This window comes from Streptomyces sp. NPDC043685, from assembly GCF_056436585.1.
In genome coordinates, this window is the sequence record NZ_JBWKCH010000012.1 from 1 (window position 1) to 25130 (window position 25130).

The following is a 25130-nucleotide window of genomic DNA, read 5'->3' on the forward strand; positions in this document are numbered from 1 at the left end:
CGCTCCCGCTCCACCAGCAGCGGCAACGGCTCGGACGTGGTGACCAGGTCCCGCAGCGGATACCGGGCCAGCACCCCGTCCACCTCCGGCGTCAGCGCCGCCGCCAGACGAGCCGCCGCGGGACGGTTCTCGTCCCGCAGGGCGTCGACGGCGGTGAGGATCACGTCGCGCAGTCCCTCCTCCTCGGGCACACCGGCGGCGGCCCGCTCGTACAGACGCGCCCCCTCCTCCAGGACGACGTCCGTGTCCATGCCGGCGGGGATCTTGATCCGGGCGTGGTGGCGCCAGGTAGAGACCGGGTCCCCCCATGCCTCCACCGTGAACGTCCACAGGCCGGGCTCTCCGGCGGTGACGGTGGCGCCCCACCGGTCCGTCCCCGGGGCCAGCTCACGCAGGGGCGTCCACGGGCCGGGGCGGCCCTCGGGGTCCCTCAGGACGACATTGGCGGCCACCGCGTCGTGCCCCTCCCGGAACACGGTCGCCGAGATCTCGAAGCTCTCGCCGGTGACGGCCTTGGCGGGCCGGCGGCCGCGCTGGACGACCGGGCGGACATCCAGGACGGGTATGCGCCCGACCGCGGTCTCGTCGCCCGGGGGTGGTGGCGGGGCCTGTGGGCCGGCGCCGGCCGGCGGGCGCGTGGGGCGTGCTTCGCCGCCGGGTGCGCGCGCCCCGGTGGTGCGGTGGTCGGGGGGTGCTGGCGAGTGGTGCTTGGCGGGCATGACCGCTCCTGTCCGCGTCAACGTGGGTAGGCGGATGTCTGTGGGGAGGTGGGTCCTGCTTGGTGCTCCTGAGAGGGGTACCCGCAGGAGCCTTCCCACCCTATTCGGGTGAGCAATCCGGCACTTTGTTAACTACTCACGCGTATGTCGACACACAAGACCGGCCTCGTCCGCGACGGACGGGGCCGGTCCCGGGCATGGGTGCTTCTTCGCCCTACCCGGGCGGCACCCGCAGTAATTTGTCCGGCGAACCGGCGCCCCGGCCGGAGACCTTCCCGGTCGTCGCCGAGGCGGTCAAAGCCCTCCCGACCTGCGCCGGAGCAGCTTTTGGATGATCGGCCAAATAGAGGGCGGCCGCTCCCGCGGCATGCGGGGACGCCATCGAGGTACCCGAAGAGACGGCCCGTGCGGTGTCGCTCGCGGCCCAGGCCGAGGTGATAGCGACGCCCGGTGCGAACAGATCGAGGGCCGGACCGTGGTTGGAGAAGGCCGGTTTCTTATCCTCCCGGTCGGTCGCGCCGACCGTGAGTGCCTCTTCGACGCCGCCCGGGGAGGTCAGGCCGGCCGGCGCTCCGTCGTTGCCCGCGGCGACCGTGTAGGTGACGCCGGAGGCGATGGAGGCGCGGACCGCGGCGTCCAGCCGGTCGTTGCGCGGCCCGCCGAGGCTGAGGTTGGCCACCGCGGGTTTCCTCGCGTGCCGGGTCACCCAGTCGATCCCGGCGATCACCCGGGCCGTAGTGCCCCCGCCCGCGGCGTCCAGGACACGTACCGAGACGACCCTCGCCTTCTTGGCGATGCCGTAGGACGTCCCGGCGACCGTGCCCGCGACATGGGTGCCGTGACCGTTGGCGTCGGAGGCGACCGGGTCGTTCCCGACGAAGTCCCAGCCGTGGCTTGCCCGGCCGGCGAAGTCCTCGTGGGTGGTCCGCACGCCGGTGTCGATCACGTACACCGTCACCCCGGACCCGCCCCGCCGCGGCCAGGTGTAACTCCGGTCCAGTGGCAGTCGCGGCTGGTCGACGCGGTCCAGCCCCCAGGACGGCGGGTCGCGCCGGGTGCCCTCGAGCCGCACACGGGTGTCCTGGACGACCGAGGCGACCTGGGGGTCGGCGGCCAGCCGCCCCGCCTGTCGCGCGTCGGCCCGGACCGCGTAGCCGTTCAGGACCGTGCCGTAGATGTGGCTGATCTTCACCCCGTACGTTCGGGCGAGGCCCTGTCCGGCCGCCGACCGGGACCCCGTGCCCTCCTTCAGCGTCACCAGGTAACTCCCGTGCACGGAGCCGGGTGATCCGGCGCCGAGTATCCGCCCCTCCGGTACGGCGTGCGCGGGCAGGGTGGTGGCCGAAAACGCCGCGGCGCAGATCGCCGCCGCCAGGCCCCCCGCCCGGCGCAGACGCCGCTGGCGCGTCCGAGCCATGGTCCGAGTTCCCCTCCTCGACTCGGCGTACGGCCGCCGTGCGGTGCCGCGAGCGGCGGGCACGGGCCGGTACGCCAGAGGCAGCCTCTCGTGACGTGTGAAGCACCACAAGGACGCCTATGGGGGTGGAATCGGCCATATCCGCCGATGGTGCCGTTCCGGCCGATCGAGGGCACCGGCCCTGAGCTCCAGCGGAGGGGACGCCGGCGCCGGTACTGTCGTAGGAGACGTCGTCGAAGCCCTGCGAAATCCAGCGAACGCGCCGAGGTGGAACCCGTGAAGGCGATCCGTCGATTCACCGTCCGACCCGTTCTCCCCGACCCCCTCCGGCCCCTCAGTGATCTGGCCCGCAACCTGCGCTGGTCGTGGCACGCGGAGACCCGTGACCTGTTCCGGTCCGTCGACCCCGAGCGCTGGGCGGCCTCGGGCGGCGATCCCGTCCGGCTGCTGGGCAGCGTGCCGCCCGCACGGCTGGCGGAGCTGGCCGGGGACCGCCCGTTCCTGCGCCGCCTCGCCGCGGTCGCGGGCGATCTGCACGACTACACGAGCGGCGACCGCTGGTACCAGACCCAGCCCGAGGACCTGCCCGCGGCGATCGCCTACTTCTCACCCGAGTTCGGCATCACGGCCGCCCTGCCCCAGTACTCCGGCGGCCTCGGCATCCTGGCCGGCGACCACCTCAAGGCCGCCAGCGACCTCGGCGTCCCGCTGATCGGCGTCGGCCTGCTCTACCGGCACGGCTACTTCCGCCAGACCCTGTCCCGGGACGGCTGGCAGCAGGAGCACTACCCGGTCCTCGACCCCAACGAGCTGCCCGTCGTCCAGCTGGAGGAGCCCGACGGCACCCCCGCGCAGGTCGCCCTCGCCCTGCCCGGCGGCAGGCGGCTGCACGCCCGGATCTGGCTGGCGCAGGTCGGCCGGGTCCCGCTGCTGATGCTGGACTCCGACGTCGAGGAGAACGACCTCGGCGAGCGCGGCGTGACCGACCGGCTCTACGGCGGCGGCAGCGAGCACCGGCTGCTCCAGGAGATGCTCCTCGGCATAGGAGGGGTCCGGGCGGTACGCACGTACTGCCGGCTGACCGGCCACCCCGAGCCGGAGGTGTTCCACACCAACGAGGGGCACGCCGGGTTCCTCGGTCTGGAGCGCATCGCCGAACTCTGCGCCCAGGGCCTCGACTTCGACTCCGCGCTGGAGTCGGTGCGTGCCGGGACGGTCTTCACCACCCACACGCCCGTCCCGGCCGGCATCGACCGCTTCGACCGCGAGCTGGTCGCCCGCCACTTCGGTCCCGACGCCGAGCTGCCCCGCATCGACGTCGAGCGCGTCCTCAGGCTCGGCATGGAGACCTATCCCGGCGGGCAGACCAACCTGTTCAACATGGCCGTCATGGGGCTGCGCCTGGCCCAGCGCGCCAACGGCGTCTCCCTGCTGCACGGCAAGGTCAGCCGGGAGATGTTCGCCGGGCTGTGGCCCGGCTTCGACGCCGAAGAGGTGCCGATCACCTCGGTGACCAACGGGGTGCACGCGCCCACCTGGGTCGCCCCCGAGGTGTTCCGGCTCGGCGCCCGGCAGATCGGCGCCCAGCGCGCCGAGGACGCCCTGACCGTCGGCGGCTCGGACCGCTGGGACGCGGTCGCCGACATCCCCGACCAGGACATCTTCGACCTGCGGCGGGTGCTGCGCGAGCAGCTCGTCGAGGAGGTGCGCGAGCGGCTGCGGGCCTCCTGGCGGCAGCGCGGCGCCCACACGGCCGAGCTGGGCTGGATCGACGACGTGCTCGACCCGGACGTCCTCACCATCGGCTTCGCCCGGCGCGTCCCGTCGTACAAGCGCCTGACGCTGATGCTGCGCGACCGGGACCGGCTGATGGACCTGCTGCTGCACCCCGAGCGGCCGGTCCAGATCGTCGTGGCGGGCAAGGCGCACCCCGCGGACGACGGTGGGAAGCGGCTGGTGCAGGAGCTGGTGCGGTTCGCGGACGACCCGCGGGTGCGGCACCGGATCGTGTTCCTGCCGGACTACGGCATGGCGATGGCGCAGAAGCTCTACCCCGGCTGCGACATCTGGCTGAACAACCCGCTCAGGCCGCTGGAGGCCTGCGGCACGTCCGGGATGAAGGCCGCGCTCAACGGCTGCCTCAATCTGTCGGTTCTGGACGGCTGGTGGGACGAGTGGTTCCAGCCCGACTTCGGCTGGGCCATCCCCACGGCGGACGGCGTGGGGACCGACCCGGACCACCGGGACGACATAGAGGCCGCGGCGCTGTACGACCTGCTGGAGCAGCGGGTGACGCCCCGCTTCTACGAGCGGGGGCGCAGCGGCCTGCCCGACCGGTGGATCGAGATGGTCCGGCACACGCTCAGCCTGCTCGGGCCGAAGGTGCTGGCCGGGCGGATGGTCCGCGAGTACGTCGAGCGGCTCTACGCGCCGGCCGCGCTCTCCCACCGGGCCGTGGGCCCGGACGCGGCGCGGGATCTCGCCGAGTGGAAGACGAGGGTGCGGGCGGCGTGGCCGGGCGTCACCGTCGACCATGTGGAGACGTCGGCGTCGGAGGTGCTGGCCGAGCTGGGGACGACGCTGGGGCTTCGGGTGCGGGTCGGGCTCGGTGAGCTCGGGCCGGACGACGTGGAGGTGCAGGTCGTGTCCGGGCGGGTGGACGAGGAGGATCGCATCGCCGACGCGACTGTCGTGCCGTTGAAGCCGGTGGGGTCTCCCGACCAGGACGGGCGCTGGGTGTATGAAGGGCCTTTGTCGCTGGATCGCACCGGGCCTTTCGGGTACACGGTGCGGATCCTTCCCGCGCATCGGCTGTTGGCGTCCAGCGCGGAGTTGGGTCTGGTCGCCGGGCCGTCCGAGGAGATGGTGGCGGCCGCGGGGTTGCTGATGCGGTGAGTCGGCTGCGGGTGCGTGGGGGCTGAGCGCGCCCACGCGGCGGAGCCGCACATCGATACAGCCCCGCGCCCCTCAGGGTGCCTCGCCACTCCGCGTCGCGAGGTTCCGCAGGACTGTGCCGCACCGTCGCGCATACGCGTGCTGGAAACCCCTGGTCGCCGGGCCGCCCGCCTTGGCGTACCACTTGGCGGGCCGGCTGAAGGCGTCCACCGTCAGCCAGACCGTGCCGTCTCCCGTGCGGTCGACCACGAAGGACTCCTCGCCGGTCTCCGGGTGGCCGGGCAGGGTGCCGTAGGCCCAGCCCGCCCGGCGGGGCTCCTCGAGCGTCCAGACCACACGGCAGGGGGCCTTGATCATCCCGGCCAGGGTGACCGTGACGTCCACGCCGGGGGCGGCGCGGTCCGCGGTCGTGTCGATGCCCACGCCCATGGCCCGGTGCATCTCCCAGGTCAGGACCGCCTCCGACGCCCGGCGGAAGACCTCCTCGCCCTCGCCCAGGCGCGTGCGCACGGTCATGGGGTGGAAGCCGGGCGGGCAGAAACCCCGGTCACGGGTGGCGCCGACATCGGCGTAGGTGAAGTCCTGCGAATCCGTAGAAGACACGGTCCCCAAGAGTAGGGCGGTACCCGGACCCGCCGGGGTCCGGGTACCGCCCGTGGTCGTGCTTCGGTCAGCCGACGTTCACGGCCGACCAGGCGGACGCGACCGCCTTGTACTCGGTGCTGGACGCGCCGTACAGCGCCGAGGCCGCGTTCAGGGTCGCCGTGCGGGCCTGCGCGTACTTGGTCGTCGACGTCATGTACGTCGTCAGCGCCTTGTACCAGATCTGCAGCGCCTTGGTCCGGCCGATGCCGGTGACCGTGGAGCCGTTGGAGGTGGGCGAGTTGTAGGTCACGCCGTTGATCGTCTTCGAGCCGCTGCCCTCGGACAGCAGGTAGAAGAAGTGGTTGGCGGGACCGGAGGAGTAGTGGACGTCCACGCTGCCCAGGCTGGAGGACCAGCTGTCCTTGGACGCGCCGTCCTTGCTGGGCTTGTCCATGTAGCGCAGCGGGCTGCCGTCGCCGTTGATGTCGATCTCCTCGCCGATGAGGTAGTCACCGACGTCGGAGGAGTTGTTCGCGAAGAACTCGGCGCCCGCGCCGAAGATGTCGCTGGTGGCCTCGTTCAGGCCGCCGGACTCCCCGCTGTAGTTCAGTTTCGCCGTGACCGAGGTCAGGCCGTGGCTCATCTCGTGCGCGGCCACGTCGAGCGAGGTCAGCGGGTGGGTGTTGCCCGAGCCGTCGCCGTAGGTCATGCAGAAGCAGCTGTCCGACCAGAAGGCGTTGACGTAGCTGTTGCCGTAGTGGACGCGGGAGTAGGCGGCCTTGCCGTCGTTGCGGATGCCGTTGCGGCCGAAGGTGTTCTTGTAGAAGTCCCAGGTGACCTGGGCGCCGTAGTGCGCGTCGGCGGCGGCGGTCTCGGCGTTGGACGGGCTGCCGGTGCCCCAGATGTCGTCGGCGCCGGAGAAGAGGGTGCCGGTGCCGGAGGTGCCGCGGTTGAGGTTGTAGGTCTTGTGGCCGCCGCGGGTGCCGTCCGTCAGGTTGTACGTGGACCCCGACTTGGTGGTGCTGAGGGTGACCTGGCCGCTGTAGGTGGTGTTGCCGGTGCCGGTCTCGACGCCCTGGTACTCGTAGAGCTTCTTGCCGGTGGCGGCGTCGGTGATGACGTGCAGCTCGTTCGGGGTGCCGTCCTCCTGGAGGCCGCCGACGACGGTCTCGTAGGCGAGGACCGGCTTGCCGCTCGCGGCCCAGATCACCTTGCGGGGAGCGGAGCTCGCCTCGGTCCTGTCCGAGCCGGCGGCCTTGGCGAGGGTCACCGCCTGCTTCTCCGCCTTGGCGGCGGTGACGGCGGGCTTGAGCGAGTCGACCTTGAGGGTCGCCTTGGTGGCTCTGGTGACGCCCTTCGTCGCGCCCGACTTCGACGCGTGCACCACGAGGTCGCCGCCGAGGACCGGCAGGCCCGCGTAGGTGCGCTCGTAGCGGGTGTGGACGGATCCGTCGGCGTCTTTCACGACGTCCTTGACGACCAGCTTCTCCTGGGCGCCGAGGCCTATCTCGCGGGCGGTCCGGGTGGCGTCCGCCTGCTGCTCCTGGATGAGCGCGGTGCGGGCCGGCGCCGACAGCAGGACGGGAGCGGCGGCGAGGGCCGGCTTGCTCGCGGCGTCCGCGGCGACGCTGCTGCCGGAGGTGAGTCCGGTGGTGAGCAGGGCACCGGCGGCGACGGCGGTGGCGATGGCGAGCGTGGCGCGCTTTTGACGCGCGTAGAGAGACGTGGACACACGAGCTCCTCGTTGTGGGGGAAGTGCTGCGGTGCTGTGCGGCGTGGGGGAAGAGTGGCACCGAGGGCGCGTACATGTCAGGAGTGCGGCGTGATGTTGGCCGGAAAACGACGACCAGATGTACGCGAGGGCAGGTGAAACGGACGCCGCCCCGGGGGATTCGAACCCACCGGGGCGACGCCCTGACTCGAGGGCCTACGGGCGGCCTACGGGAACGTCAGCTTCCAGCTGTTGATGTAGCCGGTGTCGGCGGCCGCGTTGTCCTGCACCCGCAGCTTCCACTCACCGTTGGCCACCTCGGAGGAGGCGTTCACCGTGTAGGTGGTGTCGATGTTGTCGGCGCTTCCGCCGGTGCCGTACCCCTTCAGCGTGTACGCCGTGCCGTCGGGGGCGACCAGCTCCACCTTGAGGTCACCGATGTAGGTGTGGACGATGTTCACCGCGACCTGGAGGTTGGACGGGGCGTTGCCGGTCCGGCCGGAGACGGTGATCGAGGACGTCACCGCCGATCCGCGGTCCGGGATCGCCACGTCGGCGGTGTTCTCGAAGGACGTGCCACCGCCGCCTCCACCGCCGGAGCGGGTGCCGACGTTGACGCCCGCCCAGGCGTCCTGGACCGCCTTGTACTCGGCGCTGTCCGTGCCGTAGAGCTCACCCGCGGCCGCGAGGGTGCCGGTGCGGGCGCCCGCGTAGTTGGTGTTCGAGGTGAACTTCGTGGTGAGCGCGCGGAACCAGATCTTCTCCGCCTTGTCCCGGCCGATGCCGGTGACCGGAAGGCCGTCCGAGGTCGCCGAGTTGTACGTGACACCGTTGATGGTCTTGGTGCCGCTGCCCTCGGAGAGCAGGTAGAAGAAGTGGTTGGCGGGGCCCGACGAGTAGTGCACGTCGACCGAGCCGATGCCCGAGTACCAGCTGTCCTTGGACGCGCCGTCCTTGCTGGGCTTGTCCATGTAGCGCAGCGGGCTGCCGTCGCCGTTGATGTCGATCTCCTCGCCGATGAGGTAGTCACCGACGTCGGAGGCGTTGTTGGCGTAGAACTCGACCGTCGATCCGAAGATGTCGGAGGTGGCCTCGTTCAGGCCGCCGGACTCGCCGCTGTAGACGAGACCCGCGGTGTTGGACGTGACGCCGTGGGTCATCTCGTGCGCGGCCACGTCGATCGACGTCAGCGGGTGGGTGTTGCCCGAGCCGTCGCCGTAGGTCATGCAGAAGCAGCTGTCCGACCAGAAGGCGTTGACGTAGTTGTTGCCGTAGTGGACGCGGGAGTAGGCGCCGACGCCGTCGCCCTTGATGCCCGAACGCCCGTGCACGTTCTTGTAGTAGTCCCACGTCAGCGCGGCGCCGTAGTGGGCGTCGGCGCCCGCGGTCTCCGCGTTGGAGGCGCTGCCGTTGCCCCACACGTCGTCGGGACCGGAGAACAGCGTGCCGGTGCCGGAGGTGCCGCGGTTGAGGTTGTACGTCTTGTGGCCGCCGCGCGCGCCGTCCGTCAGGTTGTACGCCGACCCCGACTGCGTGGTGCCGAGCGTCACCGTGCCGCTGTACATGGTGTTGCCGGTGCCGTTCTCGATGCCCTGGTACTCGTAGAGCTTGGCACCCGTGGCGGCGTCGGTGACGACGTGCAGCTCGTTCGGGGTGCCGTCCTTCTGGAGGCCGCCCACGACGGTCTCGTAGGCGAGGACCGGCTTGCCGCTCGCGGCCCAGATCACCTTGCGCGGCGCCTTGTCGACGTCGGCGCTCCTGGCGGCGTCCGCCTTGGCGGCGGCCAGCGCCTGCTTCTTTGCCTTGGCGGCGGGGAGGGCGGCGGTGGTGGTGGCCGGCTCGATGGCGGCGCGGGTCGCCCTGACGACCGACTTCGTCGCACCGGACGCGGCGGTCTTGACGACGAGGTCGCCGCCGAGGACGGGCAGTCCGTCGTAGGTGCGCTCGTAGCGGGTGTGGACCGTGCCGTCGGCGTCCTTCACGACGTCACGGACGACCAGCTTCTCCTTGGCGCCGAGACCCAGGTCCCGGGCCGTCCGCGCCTTGTCCGCCTCTGCCTCGCGGATCAGCGCGGCGCGCTGGGCGGGGCTGAGCCTGACCGATTGCGCGCCGGGGTTCGCCTTGCTCGCGGCCGACGGTGCCTTCTCCGGGGCCGCGACGGCGGAGCCGCTCTGGACGGCGGCGGCTATCAGCGCGGCGACGCCGGCGAGGGCCACGGCCGCGGTGCGGCGGGGAGTGCGTCTGTGGGAGGTGCCTCTTCGCGAGGAACTGCTTCTCAACACTGGCTCCTTCTGCGGGACCGGGGGTCGCCCGGCCTGGGGAGGTGGAGGTGTTGCTGTGGGGTTCCTGTGGAGCAGTCGTGGGAAGCGTGGCAGGGGACCGCGCTTTCTGTCAGGACCGCGTCAAAACTATGGCCGGAAACGGTTCGTTGTCCGGAAGTTCATGTTCGCTATACGGACATGTCGTCAGGAGGACGTGTCGCTCTCCCCGGGCCGGTCCCCGTGCCAGGAGTGCCACAGCGCCGCATAGGCCCCACCGGCCGCCACCAGTTCGTCGTGCGTGCCGAGTTCGGACAGCCGGCCGTCCTCCATCACCGCCACCCGGTCCGCGTCGTGCGCGGTGTGCAGCCGGTGGGCGACGGCGATGACGGTGCGCCCTTCGAGCACCGCGGCCAGGGCCCGCTCGGTGTGCCGGGCGGTCGCCGGATCGAGCAGCGCGGTCGCCTCGTCGAGGATCAGCGTGTGCGGGTCGGCCAGCACCACCCGGGCCAGCGCCAGTTGCTGGGCCTGTGAGCCGTCGGTGCGGTGACCGCCCTGGCCGAGCGGGGTGTCCAGGCCCTGCGGCAGCTCCCGCACCCACCCCTCGGCGCCGACCACGGCCAGCGCGTCCCGCAACTCCTCGTCGCGCGCGGCCGGTTCGGCGATCCGCAGATTGTCGCGGACGGACCCGAGGAACACATGGTGCTCCTGGGTGACCAGGACGACCTGGCGGCGCAGCCGCTCCGGCCCCAGCCCGGCGACCGGCACACCGCCGACCGTCACCGAACCGGCGGTCGGCGCGTCGATGCCCGCCATCAGCCGGCTCAGCGTGGTCTTGCCGGCCCCGGACGGCCCGACCACCGCCAGCCGCTCCCCGGGCCGCACCGTCAGATCGACGCCGCGCAGCACCTCGACGCCCCCGTCGTAGGCGTAGCGCACCCCGCAGACGTCGATGCGGTCACCGTCCGGATCCGGACACTCGCCCTCACCGGCCGCGCGCGGAGCCCGGGCCAGCCCCTCCACCCGGGCGAAGGACGGACACCAGCTGGCCCACGGTGATGTCGCCCTGCGCGGCGAGCCGGGCCGCAGGCCAGGTCACCACCGCGAGGAACAGGGTCGGCAGCCCCAGGCCCAGAGCCTGCACCCAGCTGGTCACCGCCCCCACCCGGTACCCCTGCTCGCACAGGCGTCGCGAGTCCCGACGGAACGCGTCCGCCACCAGCCGCTTGCCGCCCAGACCGGCCAGGACCCGCAGCCCGCCCGCCAGATCACCGATCCGCGCGGTCAGCACGCCCTGCCGCTCGCGGTACTCCGCCTCCGAGCCCTGCAACCGGCCGAGCAGCGGCCCCATCACCACGGCGAGCACCGGCATGCCGAGCAGCACGATCGCGGCGACGAAGCCCGAGACCGACACCAGCAGCACGGCGACCACCAGATAGCCCAGGACCGCGCCGACCCCCGGCCCCACCACGGTCAGCGACTGGCTGATCGTCTGCACATCGCCCACGCCGATGGTGACGACCTCACCGGCGCCCGCCTGCCGCCGCAGCGAGGCACCCAGCCGCACCGCCTGGTCCACGACGACCTTCACCGTGCGGAAGTTGGCGTCCATGCGGACCCGCGTCATGGTGCGGTGCCGCATGACGCTCAGCCAGGCGTTGAAGGCCCCCACCGCGAACAGCGCGCCGCTCCAGAGCACCAGCGCGCCCATGTCGCCGGGCTCCAGACCCTCGTCGATCGCCCGGGACATCAGAAACGGGGTCGCCGCCAGCAGCACCATCCACACACTGGCGAACATCGCCCCGGCGGCACACCGCCCCGGCTGCCGAGTGACCAGCCACCACAGGTACCGGGCGCCGCCGCGCCGGTCGGGTGTGCCGGGGTCCTCGTACGCGTCGATCATCCGCCCGTCCCCTCGCCGGCCCTACGCCAGACTGTCCCGCCAGGCCCGGTGCAGGTCGGCGAACCTGCCGGTGCCCGCGATGAGTTCGCCCGGCTCCCCGTCCTCCACGATCCGGCCGTGCTCCATCACCAGCACCCGGTCCGCGATCTCGACGGTCGACAGCCGGTGCGCGATGACCACGGCCGTACGGCCCTTCAGCACCGTCGTCATGGCCCGCTGCACCGCGCGCTCGCCCGGGACGTCCAGCGAGCTGGTCGCCTCGTCCAGGATCAGCACGGCCGGGTCGGCGAGCAACGCCCGGGCGAAGGCGACCAGTTGGCGCTGGCCGGCGGAGATGCGACCGCCCCGCTTGCGCACGTCGGTGTCGTAGCCGTCGGGCAGGGCGGTGATGAAGTCGTGCGCGCCGATCTCCTTCGCCGCCTGCTCGATCTCCGCGCGGGTGGCGTCCGGGCGGCCGATCGCGATGTTGTCGGCGACCGTGCCGGAGAACAGGAACGCCTCCTGCGTCACCATGACCACCCCGCGCCGCAGCTCCGGCACGGGGAGGTCGCGCAGGTCGACGCCATCCAGCAGCACCCGCCCGTCGGAGGGGTCGTAGAACCGGGCCAGCAGCTTGGCCAGCGTCGACTTGCCGGCGCCCGTGGACCCCACGACCGCGACCGTCTGCCCCGCCGGCAGGGTGAGGTCGAACGTGGGCAGCACCTCGCCACCGGTGCGGTAGCCGAAGCGGACCCCGTCGAAGACCACCCGGCGGCCGGGGTGTTCGCCCTCCAGCGGCGGGAGCTGCCGGGGCGTGGCCGGCTCGGGAACCGACGGGGTCTGGGCCAGCAGACCGGCGATCTTCTCCAGGGAGGCCGCCGCCGACTGGTAGGAGTTCAGGAACATCCCGAGCCGGTCGATGGGGTCGTACAGCCGCCGCAGGTAGAGCACGGCCGCGGCCAGCACACCGAGGGCCAGGGTGCCGTCCGCGACCCGGTAGGCGCCCCACAGCACGATCGCCGCGACCGCCGTGTTGGCGACCAGCCGCGAGCCGGTGACGTAACGGGCCATCTCCAGCAGCGCGTCGCCGTTGACCCGCTCGTGCCGCCCGTTCAGCACGCCGAAGTCCGCGTCGTTGGCGGCCTCGCGGCGGAAGGCCCGCACTGGGCGGATGCCGTTCATGGTCTCTACGAACTTGACGATGACGGCCGCGATGGCCGTCGACCGCGCCCGGTACACCCGGCCCGCCCGCCGCTGGTACCACCGCACGAGCGCGTACAGCGGCACCAGGGACGCCACCGCCACACCCCCGAGGCCCAGGTCGAGCCAGAGCAGCATGACCGAGATGTAGACGAAGGAGAGGACGACCGTCACGAGTTCCTGGAGGCCCTCGTCCAGCAGTTCGCGCAGCGACTCCACGTCGGTCGTGGAGCGGGAGATGAGCCGGCCCGAGGTGTAGCGCTCGTGGAAGTCGACGCTGAGCGCCTGCGCGTGCCGGAAGATCCGGCCCCGCAGGTCGAGCAGCACGTCCTGACTGACCCGGGCGGCGGCGCCCACGAACGCGAACTGGAGCCCGCCCGCGGTCAGCGCGCACACCAGGTAACCGGCACCCACCGCGATCAGCGGCCCGTGGTCCTGCGCCCGGAACGCCGGCACGGCACGGTCGATGGCGTACGCCACGAGCAGCGGGCCGGCCTGCACCACCGCCTGCTGGAGCAGCAGCAGGAGGGTGGTGACCGCGACCCTGGCCCTCAGCGGCGCGAGCAGGGAGCGGAGCAGTGCCCCGGTGGCACCCGGCGGGGTGGGCAGCACGTCCCGGTCGAAGGGGTCGCCGGTGGCGGCGGGCCGGTCCTCGCGAGGGTCGCCGGGCTGGCTGCCGGCCGGTGCGCTGGTGGCCGCCGTCATCGTGCGCCCTCCTCTTCCCCTGACATCAGATGCGCGTACTCCGCGTTGGTGCGCAGCAGTTCGTGGTGGGTGCCGACGGCGGCGATCCGGCCGCCGGACAGCAGGGCGACGCGGTCGGCGAGCAGCACGGTGGACGGGCGGTGCGCCACGATCAGGGCCGTGGTGTCGGCGAGGACCTGCCGCAGGGCGGCCTCGACGGCGGCCTCGGTGTGCACGTCCAGGGCCGACAGCGGATCGTCCAGGACGAGGAACTCCGGCTGCCCGACGACGGCCCGGGCGAGCGCGAGGCGCTGGCGCTGACCGCCGGAGAGGCTGAGGCCCTGTTCGCCCACCCGGGTGTCCGTCCCCTGGGGCAGGGCGTGCACGAAGTCGGCCTGGGCGACGGCGAGGGCACGCTCCAGCTCGGCCGTTCCGGCGTTGTCCCGCGCGCCCATGAGAACGTTGTCGCCGACCGCCGCCGAGAACAGCGTGGGCTCCTCGAAGGCCACGGCGACCTTGGCGCGCAGGGCCTGTCGGGAGAGGTCCGTGATGTCGACGCCGTCCAGGGTGATGCGGCCCGAGGTCAGCTCGTAGAGGCGGGGGATCAGCGCGGTGAGGGTGGTCTTGCCGCTGCCGGTGGCGCCGACCAGGGCCATGGACTCGCCCGGGCGGATGTGCAGGTCGATGTGCTGGAGAACGGGCGCGGTGCCGGGCGGGGCGTCGGGGTAGCGGAACCGCACCCCGTGGAAGCGGAGGCCCCGGTCCCGGGGGTCTGCCGGGCAGGGGCGGGCGCCGCTGCCGTTACCGGGGGCGGCGGTGGTCGTGGAGTCGGCTTTGGTTGTGGCGGTGGCGGTGGCGGTGATCGTGGGGGTGGCTTCGGCTGTGGGGCCGGCGGTGGCCCTCTCCGCCTCCCCCTCCGTGTCCTCGTCCATCACCTCGAAGTACCGCTCGGTCGCCGTCGCCGCCTCCTGGCTCATCGCCAGCAGGAACCCGATCGACTCCACCGGCCACCGCAGCGCCAGCGCGGTCGACAGGAACGCCACCAGCGTCCCCGCCGACAGGGCGCCGTCGGCCACCTGGACGACCCCCACCACCAGCGCCGCCCCGATCGCCACCTCCGGCAGCGTCACGATGACGCCCCAGATCGTGGCCAGCAGCCGCGCCTTGCGCAGTTCCGTGCCGCGCAGCCTCCTCGACAGGTCGCGGAAGGCCAGCGCCTGGCTCCGGTGGCGGCCGAAGCCCTTGATGATGCGGATGCCGAGCACGCTCTCCTCGACGACCGTCGTCAGGTCGCCGACCTGGTCCTGGGCGCGCCGCGCCACCTCGGCGTACCGCTTCTCGAAGATGACGCAGGTGACCATGACGGGCACGGCCGGTCCGAGGATCACCAGCCCCAGGGTCCAGTCCTGGAGCAGCATGATGACCACGCCGACGAGGATCGTCACCCCGTTGACGAGCAGGAACGTCAGCGGGAAGGCGAGGAACTGGCGCAGCAGCATCAGGTCCGTCGTCGCCCGGGACAGCAGCTGCCCCGAGGCCCACCGGTCGTGGAAGGCCACCGGCAGCCGCTGGAGATGCCGGTACAGACCCGCCCGCATCGACGCCTCGACGCGGGAGAGCGGACGGGCCACCAGCCACCGCCGCAGCCCGAACAGCAGGGCTTCCGCGAAGCCGAGCAGCAGCAGGTACAGGGCGCCGAGCCACACCCCTGCCGGATCCCGGTCGGCGATCGGCCCGTCCACCATCCACTTCAGGACGAGCGGGATCACCAGGCCCACACAGGAGGCGACTATCGCGACGGACGCGGCGCTGAACAGCCGCGCCCGCACGGGCCGCACATACGGCCACAGGCGCAGCAGCGCACGCACGGCGGAACGGTCCTGGGCGGGGGCGGGTGTCGTGGCCATCAGCAGCGAGCCTACGGATCGCCACTGACACTGCCCACCGAGTTTCCGCCGGACCCGGACCGGCCGTCGGTCCCGCGACCTGCCTGTTCGACGAGTCGCAGGGCGTCAGCGGCCGGGTCGTACCGCCGCATCAGCCGATCGGCTGATGCCCGTTCGAGCGGGACGGCCGATGCCGCGGGCCCCGCCCCGCCGGGACCCGTCGACGGTGTCTCCTTCGCCGTGCAGGAGGGCGAGATCTTCGGGATCCCCGGATCACCCCGCCACCCGCAGCAGCAGCACCGCCCGCGCCGGCATCGTGATCTCCGTGCCCGCCCGGTGCTCCACCCCGGGCGCCTCCCCCTGCTCCTCCAGGCTGGTGTCGACGACGACCTCGTACCGCTCGGCCCACGGCGGTCCCGGCAGCCGGAAGGACACCGGCTCCTCGCCCGCGTGCAGCACGGCGAGGAAGCTGTCGTCCAGGATCTGCTCCCCGCGCTCGTCCCGCCCGGGGATGTCCCGGCCGGACAGGTACATGCCCAGCGTGGCGGCGGGCGCGAACCAGTCCTGCTCCGTCATCTCCGTGCCCCGGGACGTGAACCAGGCCAGGTCGCGCAGCCCGTCCGCGGTCTGCGCCCGGCCCGAGAAGAACGCCCGGCGCCGGAGCACCGGATGGTGGTGGCGCAGCGCGATCAGCCGGGAGGTCAGCTCGCACAGGGCCTTCCAGCCGGGGTCCTCCAGCAGCTCCCAGTCCACCCAGCTGATCTCGTTGTCCTGGCAGTAGGCGTTGTTGTTGCCGCGCTGGGTGCGGCCCAGTTCGTCGCCCGCGACCAGCATGGGCACGCCCGTGGACAGCAGCAGGGTGGTCAGCAGGTTCCTGAGCTGGCGCCGCCGGAGCGCCCGTACGCCCTCGTCGTCGCTCTCGCCCTCGACGCCGCCGTTCCAGGCCCGGTTGTCGTCCGTGCCGTCCCGGTTGCCCTCGCCGTTGGCCTCGTTGTGCTTGCGCTCGTAGGACACCAGGTCGCGCAGGGTGAACCCGTCGTGCGCGGTGACGAAGTTGACCGACGCGTACGGCCTGCGCCCGCCCCAGGCGTACAGGTCGCTGGAGCCCGACAGGCGGTAGCCCATCTCGCGGACGTCGGGCAGCGCGTGCCGCCAGAAGTCCCGCACGGTGTTGCGGTACCGGTCGTTCCACTCCGTCCACAGCGGCGGGAACGCCCCCACCTGGTAGCCGCCCGACCCCACGTCCCACGGCTCGGCGATCAGCTTCACCCGGCGCAGCACCGGGTCCTGGGCGATGACCGCGAGGAACGGGGAGAGCATGTCGACGTCGTGCATGGAGCGGGCCAGCGCCGCCGCCAGGTCGAAGCGGAAGCCGTCGACGCCCATCTCGGTGACCCAGTAGCGCAACGAGTCCGTGATCAGGCGCAGGACCTGGGGCTGGACCACGTGCAGGGTGTTGCCGCAGCCGGTGTAGTCGGCGTAGCGGCGGGCGTCGTCCTGGAGGCGGTAGTAGCCGCGGTTGTCGATGCCCTTCAGGGACAGGGTCGGGCCGAGCTCGCCGGCCTCGGCGGTGTGGTTGTAGACCACGTCGAGGATGACCTCGATGCCGGCCGCGTGCAGGGAGCGCACCATCCGCTTGAACTCGCCGACCTGCTGCCCGGTCGTGCCGGAGGCCGCGTAGGCAGCGTGCGGGGCGAAGTAGCCGATGGAGTTGTAGCCCCAGTAGTTCCGCAGGCCCCTGCGCAGCAGGTGGTCCTCGTGCGCGAACTGGTGCACCGGCAGCAGCTCCACCGCCGTCACGCCCAGCTTCACCAGGTGCTCGACCGCCGCGGGGTGGGCGAGGCCGGCGTAGGTGCCGCGCAGCTCCTCGGGGATGCCCGGGTGCAGCCGGGTGAAGCCCTTGACGTGCAGTTCGTAGATCACCGAGTCGGCCCACGGGGTCTTCGGGCGGCGGTCGTCGGCCCAGTCGTCGTCGTCGTGCACGACCACGCCCTTCGGCACGAACGGCGCCGAGTCCCGGTCGTCGCGTACGGTGTCGGCGACGTGCTGCTGCGGCCAGTCGCGGACGTGCCCGTACACCTCGGGAGGCAGCGAGAAGTCCCCGTCGACCGCCCGCGCGTAGGGGTCGAGGAGCAGTTTCGCCGGGTTCCAGCGGGCGCCCGTCCACGGGTCCCAGCGGCCGTGCACCCGGTAGCCGTAGCGCTGCCCGGGCAGCACGCCCGGGACGAAGCCGTGCCAGATCTCGTGGGTCAGCTCGCCGAGCCGGACCCGTGACTCCTTGCCCGCCTCGTCGAAGAGGCACAGCTCGACACCCTCCGCCCCGCCCGCCCACAACGCGAAGTTGGTGCCCGCCACCCCGTCCGGGCCAACCCGGAACCGGGCCCCCAGCGGGGTCGGCGCGCCGGGCCACGCGGGCACGGTGGGCGGCGGCGCGGCCCGCCGCGCGCCGTTCACGGCGGCCTGGCGCCCGTTCCCGGTGGCCCGATGGCCGGCCACCGCCTCCTGCTCGGCTGCGCTGGACACCTGTCAGCCTCCCGCGGCTCGTGGAACGACGGGGGACAGAGGGGTGCGGCCTGTGCTGCGGCCCGGGTCGCGGCTCCCCTGCGCGTCGTCCTCCCCACTGTTCTGCCCAGAGCGTGGGTCGCACTCACGTTTCCCCGGGGGCGGGCATGGTCGTTTCCCGGGGACGCGGCCGGTCGTTGGGCACCTCGTGAGGCACGTACAAGGGCGCGCGCGGCGCGCGAGGGCCGCGCTGGCCGCCGTAGTGACATGGGCAGGGCTCCTCGCCGGGGCCACCGGCTGTACCTCGGACGACGGCGGCGGGATCGCCGGTGCCTTCGGCGCGCCCCCGGCGCCCGAGGACGTCATCAAGGTCTCGCCCGGCGACGGCAGCAGGGGAGTGCGCCCCGGCAGCACGCTGCGGGTGCACGTGCCCGACGGCCGGCTGGAGACGGTGAGGGTCGTCAGGTCGCAGGACGCGCAGGAGTCCCCGGTGCCCGGGCACCTCTCCGCCGACCGCCTGACCTGGGAACCCGACGACCAGCGCCTGGCGCTGGCCGCCAAGTACACGATCGACGCGGTGGCCGTGGACGGCGACGGACACCGCTCGGCCCGGCACACCACCTTCACCACCTACGTCCCCGAGGAACGCTTCATCGGCTACGTCGCCCCGGAGAACCGCGCCACGGTCGGCACCGGCATGATCGTCTCCCTGCAGTTCAACCGGGAGATCGCCGACCGCGCCGCCGTCGAGCGCGCGGTGCGGGTCACCGCCCGTCCGGCCGTCGAGATCCGCCCGCACTGGTTCGGCAGGTCCCGCCTCGACTTCCGCCCCGAGGACTACTGGAAACCCGGTACCCGGGTCACCGTCGCCCTGCGCCTGCGCGACGTCCAGGGGGCGCCCGGCGTCTACGGCCTCCAGCACAAGACGCTCTCCTTCACCGTCGGCCGCAGCCAGGTCTCCGTGGTCGACGCCGCCGCCCACTCCATGGAGGTCCGGCGCGACGGCGAGCCCCTCGCCACCGTGCCCATCACGGCGGGCGCCCCCCGCACCACCACGTACAACGGCAAGATGGTGGTGACCGAGATGCTCGACGTCACCCGCATGAACGGCGCGACGGTCGGCTTCAAGAAGCGCGACGGCAAGGGCGAGTACGACATCCCCGACGTCCCGCACGCCATGCGCCTGACCGACTCCGGCACCTTCCTGCACGGCAACTACTGGGCGCACCGCACCGTCTTCGGCCGCACCAACGTCAGCCACGGCTGCATCGGACTGCGCGATGTGAAGGGCGGCGGCTCGGACACCCCGGCCGGCTGGTTCTTCGACCGCAGCCTCATCGGGGACGTCGTCGAAGTCGTCAACAGCAAGGACAAAAAGGTCTCTCCGGACAACGGGCTCGGAGGCTGGAATATGGGCTGGAACGCATGGAAGGCGGGCAGCGCGGTGAAGTGACCGGGCAGGGGGGCGGGTTGAGCCGGTGATCGGTTGGGACCGAACAGTGACAATCGCGGGCCGCCGGTGCCGTGCACCCTGTGGTTACTATTCGCCGACGCGCGGGGGACGCGCGGGGTGCGGGCCTGACCAGGCCCTGGGAGGGGAGAACCACGTGAACGGGCGACCGATATCGGGGGCGTCGGTTGGGCGCAGGAACGGACTGCTCGCGTCGGCGGTCGGCGTGCTGCTGCTCGCCGTCACGGCGTGCGGCGGCGGGGGGACCGGCTCCGGCGGGGGCGACGGCGAGGGCAAGGACTCGGGCGCCGCGCAGAGCAAGCAGTCGGAGGCGGTCGTCGGCATCACCCCGAAGGACGGCGCCAAGGCCGTCGACACGAGCGGTGCGCTGAAGGTCACCGCCACGAAGGGGAAGCTGACCGAGGTCGAGGTCAAGGACGCCAAGGGCGAGAAGGTCGAGGGCGAGATATCCGGGGACGGCGCCAGCTGGACGCCGTCCACCCATCTGGCCGGTGCCACCAAGTACACGGTCCACGCGGTCGCCAAGGACTCCGAGGGCCGCACGGCCGCGGAGGACGCCGGCTTCACCACGCTGACCCCCGAGAACACCTTCACCGGCACCTTCACCCCCGAGGACGGCTCGAAGGTCGGCGTCGGGATGCCGTTCTCCATCCGCTTCTCGCGGGGCATCACAAACCCCGAGGACGTCGAGAAGGCCATCCGCATCACCACGGAGCCCGCCGTCGACGTCGAGGGCCACTGGTTCGGCAACGACCGCCTCGACTTCCGCCCCGAGAAGTACTGGAAGCCCGGCACCAAGGTGACCGTGAACCTGAACCTCGACGGCGTCGAAGGCCGCTCCGGCGTCTACGGCGAGCAGGACAAGACGGTGAAGTTCACCATCGGCCGCAGCCAGGTCTCCGTCGTCGACGCCAAGAAGCTCACGATGAAGGTCATGCGCGACGGCAAGACCATCAAGACCATCCCGGTCACCACCGGCCAGCCCGGCATGGAGACCTGGAACGGCCAGATGGTCATCAGCGAGATGCTCACGGTGACCCGGATGAACGGCGAGACCGTCGGGTACGGCGGCGAGTACGACATCAAGGACGTGCCGCACGCCGTCCGCCTGACCACCTCCGGCACCTTCCTGCACGGCAACTACTGGGCGAGCGGCGCCTTCGGCAACTACAACGCCAGCCACGGCTGCATCGGCCTGCGGGACGTGCGCGGCGGCTGGGACAAGAAGGTGCCGGCCGCCTGGTTCTTCAACCACTCGATGATCGGCGACGTGGTGGTCGTCAAGAACTCCGAGGACCGCGTCGTCGACCCCGACAACGGGCTCAACGGCTGGAACATGTCCTGGGAGAAGTGGAAGAAGTAGTCCCCCGCAGTCCCCGTACGACGTGAGGGCCCCGGTGTGACCGACCGCACCGGGGCCTCTTGTGTTAGCCCCGGTTAACCTGCTGCCCATGACCGTCTCTCTCGAAGTCGCTGAAGGCGTCGGCACGATCCGCCTCGACCGCCCGCCCATGAACGCGCTGGACATCGCCACGCAGGACCGGCTGAAGGAACTCGCCGAGGAGGCCACGCGCCGCGAGGACGTGCGGGCCGTGGTGATCTACGGCGGCGAGAAGGTGTTCGCGGCCGGCGCGGACATCAAGGAGATGCAGGCGATGGACCACACCGCGATGGTCCTGCGCGCCCGCGCCCTCCAGGACGCGTTCACGGCGGTGGCCCGGATCCCCAAGCCGGTCGTCGCCGCCGTCACCGGCTACGCGCTGGGGGGCGGCTGCGAACTCGCCCTGTGCGCGGACTTCCGCATCGCCGGCGAGAACGCCAAGCTCGGCCAGCCGGAGATCCTGCTCGGCCTGATCCCCGGCGCCGGCGGCACCCAGCGCCTGGCCCGTCTCGTCGGCCCCTCCAAGGCCAAGGACCTGATCTTCACTGGCCGCATGGTGAAGGCCGAGGAGGCCCGCGAGATCGGCCTGGTGGACCGGGTCGTGCCCGCCGACGAGGTGTACACCCAGGCGCACGCCTGGGCCGCGAAGCTGGCGCAGGGCCCGGCGCTCGCGCTGCGCGCCGCGAAGGAGTCGATCGACACGGGTCTGGAGACGGACATCGACACCGGCCTCGCGGTCGAACGCAACTGGTTCGCGGGCCTGTTCGCCACCGAGGACCGTGAGCGCGGCATGCGCAGCTTCGTGGAGGAGGGCCCGGGCAAGGCGAAGTTCCTCTGAACCTCCCTCCAGGGGCTTGCAATTGACGCGGTGTCTGACCCGGGTCCCTCAATGGGGCGGTTTATGTCACCCTTAAGCCAGCCTTAAGCGTGTCTGGCCGAGGAGGCCCGGCTCGTGCTTCGCAACGTGCTGCTCTGGCAGGTCGGACGGGGTGCGGCCGTCTTCCACGTGCCGTTGGCATATGACGGACGGCCGTCGGTTCACCCCCCGTTCCCCGGGGCGTATTCCCCGGGAACGGCCCCGTCGGGCGCCGTGGGCGGCCATGATGGGGGGCATGGCGGGGCTGGAGGGTATGGAACAGCCGCGGGGACACGCACATGCGGCCGCGGCGCGCTGGTCGCCGACCGTCGAGGACGAACACGCGCTCAAGGCGCTCGAGTTGTACGGCAACCCGACGGAGGCAGAGGTTCCACTGCCGTCCCGTCCCGAGTCCGCCGCCACCGCCAGACGGCTCACCCAGGTCGTGGTCCTGCGCCAGTGGGGGCTCACCCCCAAGACCACGGAGGACGCGGTCCTGCTCGTCTCCGAACTCGTCGGCAACGCCGTACGCCACACCGGTGCCCGTGTCTTCGGGCTGCGACTGCACCGGCGCCGCGGCTGGATCCGCGTGGAGGTCCGCGACCCCTCCCGCGGGCTGCCCTGCCTGATGCCGGTCCAGGAGATGGACATCAGCGGCCGGGGCCTGTTCCTCGTGGACAAACTGGCCGACCGCTGGGGGGTCGATCTGCTGCCCCGGGGCAAGACCACCTGGTTCGAGATGCGGGTCGCCGACCGCTGAGCGAGCGCACCACCTCACCCGGCCGCCGGACGGGCGAATCACGCCTTTCGCCACGGGGCGCCCCTTAAATGGTGCAATGCACCGCCATCTCGTCAAGAGCACCCTGGTCGCGGCTGCCGCCCTCGCCGTCCTCGCCGCCTGTGGCACCGGGAGCGGGGAACGGACCTCCGAGGCGCGTGGCACCGAGGCCGCTGTGCCCGCCCCGCCCGAGAAGAGGCCCGTGAAGGGCCTGCCCGGCATGCCGCCCGTCCTGGATCCGGAGGACGTCTACGCGGCCGACCGTCCGAACAAACTGTCCCCGGTGGTCAAGGACTTCCCGTCCCGGGTCTACGTCCCCAACACCGAGTCCGACACGGTCACCGTCATCGACCCGAAGACCTACGAGGTGACCGAGACGATCCGCGTGGGCCGCCAGCCCCAGCACGTCGTGCCCTCCTGGGACCTGAAGACGCTCTGGGTCAACAACAACCGCGGCCACACCCTCACCCCGATCGATCCCAGAACCGGCAAGGCGGGCAAGGACGTCGAGGTCCACGACCCGTACAACCTGTACTTCACGCCCAACGGCAGATACGCCGTCGTCATGGCCTCCCTCGACCGCGAACTGGTCTTCCGCGACCCGCACACCATGGAGATCAGGAAGACCGTCCCGGTCTCCTGCTACGGCGTGAACCACGCCGACTTCTCCCTCGACGGCCGCTACTTCATCGTCTCGTGCGAGTTCAGCGGCGAACTCCTCAAGGTCGACACCGAGAAGATGGAGGTCGTCGGGCAGCAACGGCTGCCGTTCCAGGGCGCCATGCCGCAGGACGTGAAGATCTCGCCCGACGGCAAGAGGTTCTACATCGCCGACATGACGGCCCACGGCATGTGGGTCCTGGACGGCGACCGGTTCACCGAGCCCACCCTGATGCCCACGGGCAAGGGCTGCCACGGCCTCTACGTCAGCCGCGACTCGCGCGAGATGTACGTGACCAACCGCGGCGAGGGCACCGTCTCCGTCTTCGACTTCACCCAGGGCAAGCTCACCAAGAAGTGGAAACTGCCCGACGGCGGCAGCCCCGACATGGGCGGCGTCTCCGCCGACGGCAAGGTGCTGTGGCTGTCCGGCCGCTACGACGCCGAGGTGTACGCCATCGACACCCGCACCGGCGTCCAGCTCGCCCGGATCCCCGTCGGCAGCGGCCCGCACGGCCTGGCGGTCTACCCGCAGCCCGGCCGCTACTCCCTCGGCCACACGGGTGTCTTCCGGTGACGCCGGGGCTCACCCGCGTGTGCGGGAACGACCCCCACCACGCACCCCGGCCCTGAGCAGCACCTCCGAGCCCACCGGCCGGTAGCCGGCCGCCTGGAACGCCCGCAGACTGCGGGCGTTCCCCGCCGACACCTGCGCCCACACCGGCGCGCCCCCGGTCAGCTGCCGCGCCGCCGTCACCAGCCGCCGCCCGAGCCGCGGTGGCGCGCCCCCTCCTCCACCTCGACGGCGACCTCCCACCGCCCGGCGACCCCACGGCCCAGCACCAGCACCCCGCCCTGCGCCGTCCACACCCGCACCCCGTCACGCCGCCCGCGGGCCGACACCACACGCGGATGGCCCGGATCACCGAGATCCACCAGCCCGGCCGGCGGCTCTCCGGGCAGCGCGGCACCCGTCAGCAGCACGTCGACCGTGTCCGACGCACGCCCCGTCCGCTCCATGAGGGCCGTCAGGAAACGGGCGTTCATCGTGGCCGCGAGGGCGTCGCAGTCGGTGCGGGCCAGGACGTCGCGCACCCAGCCGGGGTCCTCGTCGGTGAAGACGACCGAGTGCGCCGTGAACGCCAGGACCCCCGCGTCGCGGGGAGAGGGCTGAGGCACGATCGTCGTACCGCCGTCCGGCGGCGGGAAGACACCCCGCGCCGCCGCGTCGAGTATGTCCCCCAGGCTGTCCGTCACCGCCGCGCTCCTTGAGTATCCACCCGCTGGAGGGTCCACACTCGCAGACATGACCGATCACGGCACCGGACTGCTCACCATCGGCGACCTGGCCCGGGCCACGGGACTGACCGTGCGCACCATCCGCTACTGGTCCGACGAGGGCGCCCTGCCCCCGGTGGCCCGCTCCGCGGGCGGCTACCGGCTGTACGACGCGGCGTCCGTGGCGCGGCTGGAGCTGATCCGCACCCTGCGCGAGCTCGGTCTCGGCCTGGGCGACGTCCGCCGGGTCCTGTCCGGCGAGACGACGGTCGCGCGGGTCGCAGCGGCGCACGTGGTCGCGCTGGACGCGCAGATCCGGTCGCTCAAGGTGACCCGTGCGGTGCTGTCGACCGTGGCGAAGCGGGGGTCCGGCGCGGAGGAGATGACGCTCGTGAACAGACTGGCCCGGCTGTCGGCGGCCGAACGGCGCCGGATCCTGGAGGACTTCGTGGACGAGGTGTTCCACGGACTGGACACCGCGGACCCGGTGATCCGCGCCCGCATGCGGAGCACCGCCGCCGACCTGCCCGAGGAGCCCACCCCCGAACAGGTCGACGCCTGGCTGGAGCTGGCCGAGATGCTCCAGGACCCGGACTTCCGGGCGGCGATGCGCAGGGTCGCCGAGTTCAACGCGGCCGACCGGGGGCATGACACGCCCGCCGGAACGTCCCTGTGGTTCTCCCGGCGGCTCGTGCGGCTGGGAGCCGAGGCCCGCGAGCGGGGGATCGCCCCCGGCTCCCCGCAGGCGGCCGGGGTGCTGCGCGACCTGCTGGGCGACGCCGACCCCGCCACCGTGCTCGCCCGGCTGCGGTCGCACGCCACCCACCAGGTCGCCCGCTACCGCGAGTTGCTTGCCGTCGTGAAGGGCGCCGGGCCCGAGGCGGCGTACCGCGAGGAGTTCGCCTGGGTGGTCGCCGCGCTGGAGGCGCACACGGCCGGTTAACCTGACCTCCGTCAGACCTGCGTC

Annotated in this window: 15 protein-coding genes and 2 pseudogenes; 7 read left to right on the plus strand and 10 right to left on the minus strand. The window is 72.1% G+C overall.

Features of this window, described 5'->3' with window-relative positions:
- Positions 1-719: maltotransferase domain-containing protein (locus AC0665_RS32675; protein ID WP_478706427.1), on the minus strand; the 719-nt coding region annotated here is incomplete at its 3' end.
- A 214-nt stretch (positions 720-933) separates the two neighbouring features.
- The gene (locus AC0665_RS32680) at positions 934-2136 is read right to left on the minus strand and encodes a S8 family peptidase (RefSeq protein ID WP_478706428.1); all 1203 of its coding nucleotides are present in this window, start codon (positions 2134-2136) and stop codon (positions 934-936) included.
- Positions 2137-2412: 276 nt separating this feature from the next.
- Here AC0665_RS32680 and AC0665_RS32685 point away from each other — a divergent pair, with 276 nt between their 5' ends.
- The gene (locus AC0665_RS32685) at positions 2413-5031 is read left to right on the plus strand and encodes a glycosyltransferase family 1 protein (protein WP_478706429.1); all 2619 of its coding nucleotides are present in this window, start codon (positions 2413-2415) and stop codon (positions 5029-5031) included.
- A 72-nt stretch (positions 5032-5103) separates the two neighbouring features.
- Here the strand turns inward: AC0665_RS32685 and AC0665_RS32690 are convergent, their stop codons facing one another.
- The 7 genes and pseudogenes from AC0665_RS32690 to glgX form a co-directional block, all read right to left on the minus strand.
- A complete protein-coding gene (locus tag AC0665_RS32690; protein ID WP_478706430.1) occupies positions 5104-5643 on the minus strand; it encodes a DUF1990 family protein in 540 nt (179 codons plus the stop codon).
- A gap of 58 nt (positions 5644-5701) precedes the next feature.
- Positions 5702-7348 carry a M4 family metallopeptidase gene (locus tag AC0665_RS32695; protein ID WP_478507129.1) on the minus strand — a complete coding sequence of 549 codons (1647 nt, stop codon included), beginning with the start codon at positions 7346-7348 and terminating at the stop codon, positions 5702-5704.
- 206 nt (positions 7349-7554) lie between these two features.
- Positions 7555-9606, minus strand: a complete 2052-nt coding sequence (locus AC0665_RS32700) for a M4 family metallopeptidase (RefSeq protein ID WP_478608911.1) — start codon at positions 9604-9606, stop codon at positions 7555-7557.
- 186 nt (positions 9607-9792) lie between these two features.
- Positions 9793-11488: pseudogene (locus tag AC0665_RS32705) on the minus strand (ABC transporter ATP-binding protein).
- 21 nt (positions 11489-11509) lie between these two features.
- Positions 11510-13372, minus strand: a complete 1863-nt coding sequence (locus AC0665_RS32710) for an ABC transporter ATP-binding protein (protein ID WP_468413195.1) — start codon at positions 13370-13372, stop codon at positions 11510-11512.
- Positions 13369-15258 (minus strand): ABC transporter ATP-binding protein, encoded by a 1890-nt coding sequence (locus AC0665_RS32715; RefSeq protein ID WP_478706431.1) that lies wholly within the window; start codon positions 15256-15258, stop codon positions 13369-13371. The genes AC0665_RS32710 and AC0665_RS32715 overlap by 4 nt, the downstream gene beginning before the upstream one ends.
- Positions 15259-15510: 252 nt before the next feature.
- A complete protein-coding gene (glgX, locus tag AC0665_RS32720) occupies positions 15511-17760 on the minus strand; it encodes a glycogen debranching protein GlgX (RefSeq protein WP_468413183.1) in 2250 nt (749 codons plus the stop codon).
- A 187-nt stretch (positions 17761-17947) separates the two neighbouring features.
- Here glgX and AC0665_RS32725 point away from each other — a divergent pair, with 187 nt between their 5' ends.
- From AC0665_RS32725 to AC0665_RS32745, 5 genes are all read left to right on the plus strand, one after another.
- The gene (locus AC0665_RS32725; RefSeq protein WP_478706432.1) at positions 17948-19192 is read left to right on the plus strand and encodes a L,D-transpeptidase; all 1245 of its coding nucleotides are present in this window, start codon (positions 17948-17950) and stop codon (positions 19190-19192) included.
- A gap of 154 nt (positions 19193-19346) precedes the next feature.
- Positions 19347-20573 (plus strand): L,D-transpeptidase, encoded by a 1227-nt coding sequence (locus AC0665_RS32730; RefSeq protein ID WP_478706433.1) that lies wholly within the window; start codon positions 19347-19349, stop codon positions 20571-20573.
- Positions 20574-20661: 88 nt separating this feature from the next.
- Complete coding sequence (locus tag AC0665_RS32735; protein ID WP_468634197.1) at positions 20662-21429, plus strand: enoyl-CoA hydratase/isomerase family protein; 768 nt, start codon at positions 20662-20664, stop codon at positions 21427-21429.
- A gap of 274 nt (positions 21430-21703) precedes the next feature.
- On the plus strand, positions 21704-22207 hold the full coding sequence (locus AC0665_RS32740) for an ATP-binding protein (protein WP_468413175.1): 504 nt from the start codon (positions 21704-21706) through the stop codon (positions 22205-22207).
- A 76-nt stretch (positions 22208-22283) separates the two neighbouring features.
- Positions 22284-23462 carry a YncE family protein gene (locus AC0665_RS32745; RefSeq protein WP_468634196.1) on the plus strand — a complete coding sequence of 393 codons (1179 nt, stop codon included), beginning with the start codon at positions 22284-22286 and terminating at the stop codon, positions 23460-23462.
- A 9-nt stretch (positions 23463-23471) separates the two neighbouring features.
- Here the strand turns inward: AC0665_RS32745 and AC0665_RS32750 are convergent.
- Positions 23472-24193, minus strand: a pseudogene (locus AC0665_RS32750) (GNAT family N-acetyltransferase).
- On the opposite strand from AC0665_RS32750, the gene AC0665_RS32755 reads away from it, so the two are divergent.
- The gene (locus tag AC0665_RS32755) at positions 24192-25106 is read left to right on the plus strand and encodes a MerR family transcriptional regulator (RefSeq protein ID WP_478706434.1); all 915 of its coding nucleotides are present in this window, start codon (positions 24192-24194) and stop codon (positions 25104-25106) included. The pseudogene AC0665_RS32750 and the gene AC0665_RS32755 overlap by 2 nt on opposite strands.
- Positions 25107-25130: the final 24 nt, after the last annotated feature.

Bases quoted from the DNA above. Each gene is read 5' to 3' on its own strand.
- AC0665_RS32680 (WP_478706428.1), bottom strand. From the start codon at position 2,136: ATGGCTCGGACGCGCCAGCGGCGTCTGCGCCGGGCGGGGGGCCTGGCG.
- AC0665_RS32710 (WP_468413195.1), bottom strand. From the start codon at position 13,372: ATGACGGCGGCCACCAGCGCACCGGCCGGCAGCCAGCCCGGCGACCCT.
- AC0665_RS32715 (WP_478706431.1), bottom strand. From the start codon at position 15,258: ATGGCCACGACACCCGCCCCCGCCCAGGACCGTTCCGCCGTGCGTGCG.
- AC0665_RS32735 (WP_468634197.1), top strand. From the start codon at position 20,662: ATGACCGTCTCTCTCGAAGTCGCTGAAGGCGTCGGCACGATCCGCCTC.
- AC0665_RS32740 (WP_468413175.1), top strand. From the start codon at position 21,704: ATGGCGGGGCTGGAGGGTATGGAACAGCCGCGGGGACACGCACATGCG.
- AC0665_RS32745 (WP_468634196.1), top strand. From the start codon at position 22,284: ATGCACCGCCATCTCGTCAAGAGCACCCTGGTCGCGGCTGCCGCCCTC.
- AC0665_RS32755 (WP_478706434.1), top strand. From the start codon at position 24,192: ATGACCGATCACGGCACCGGACTGCTCACCATCGGCGACCTGGCCCGG.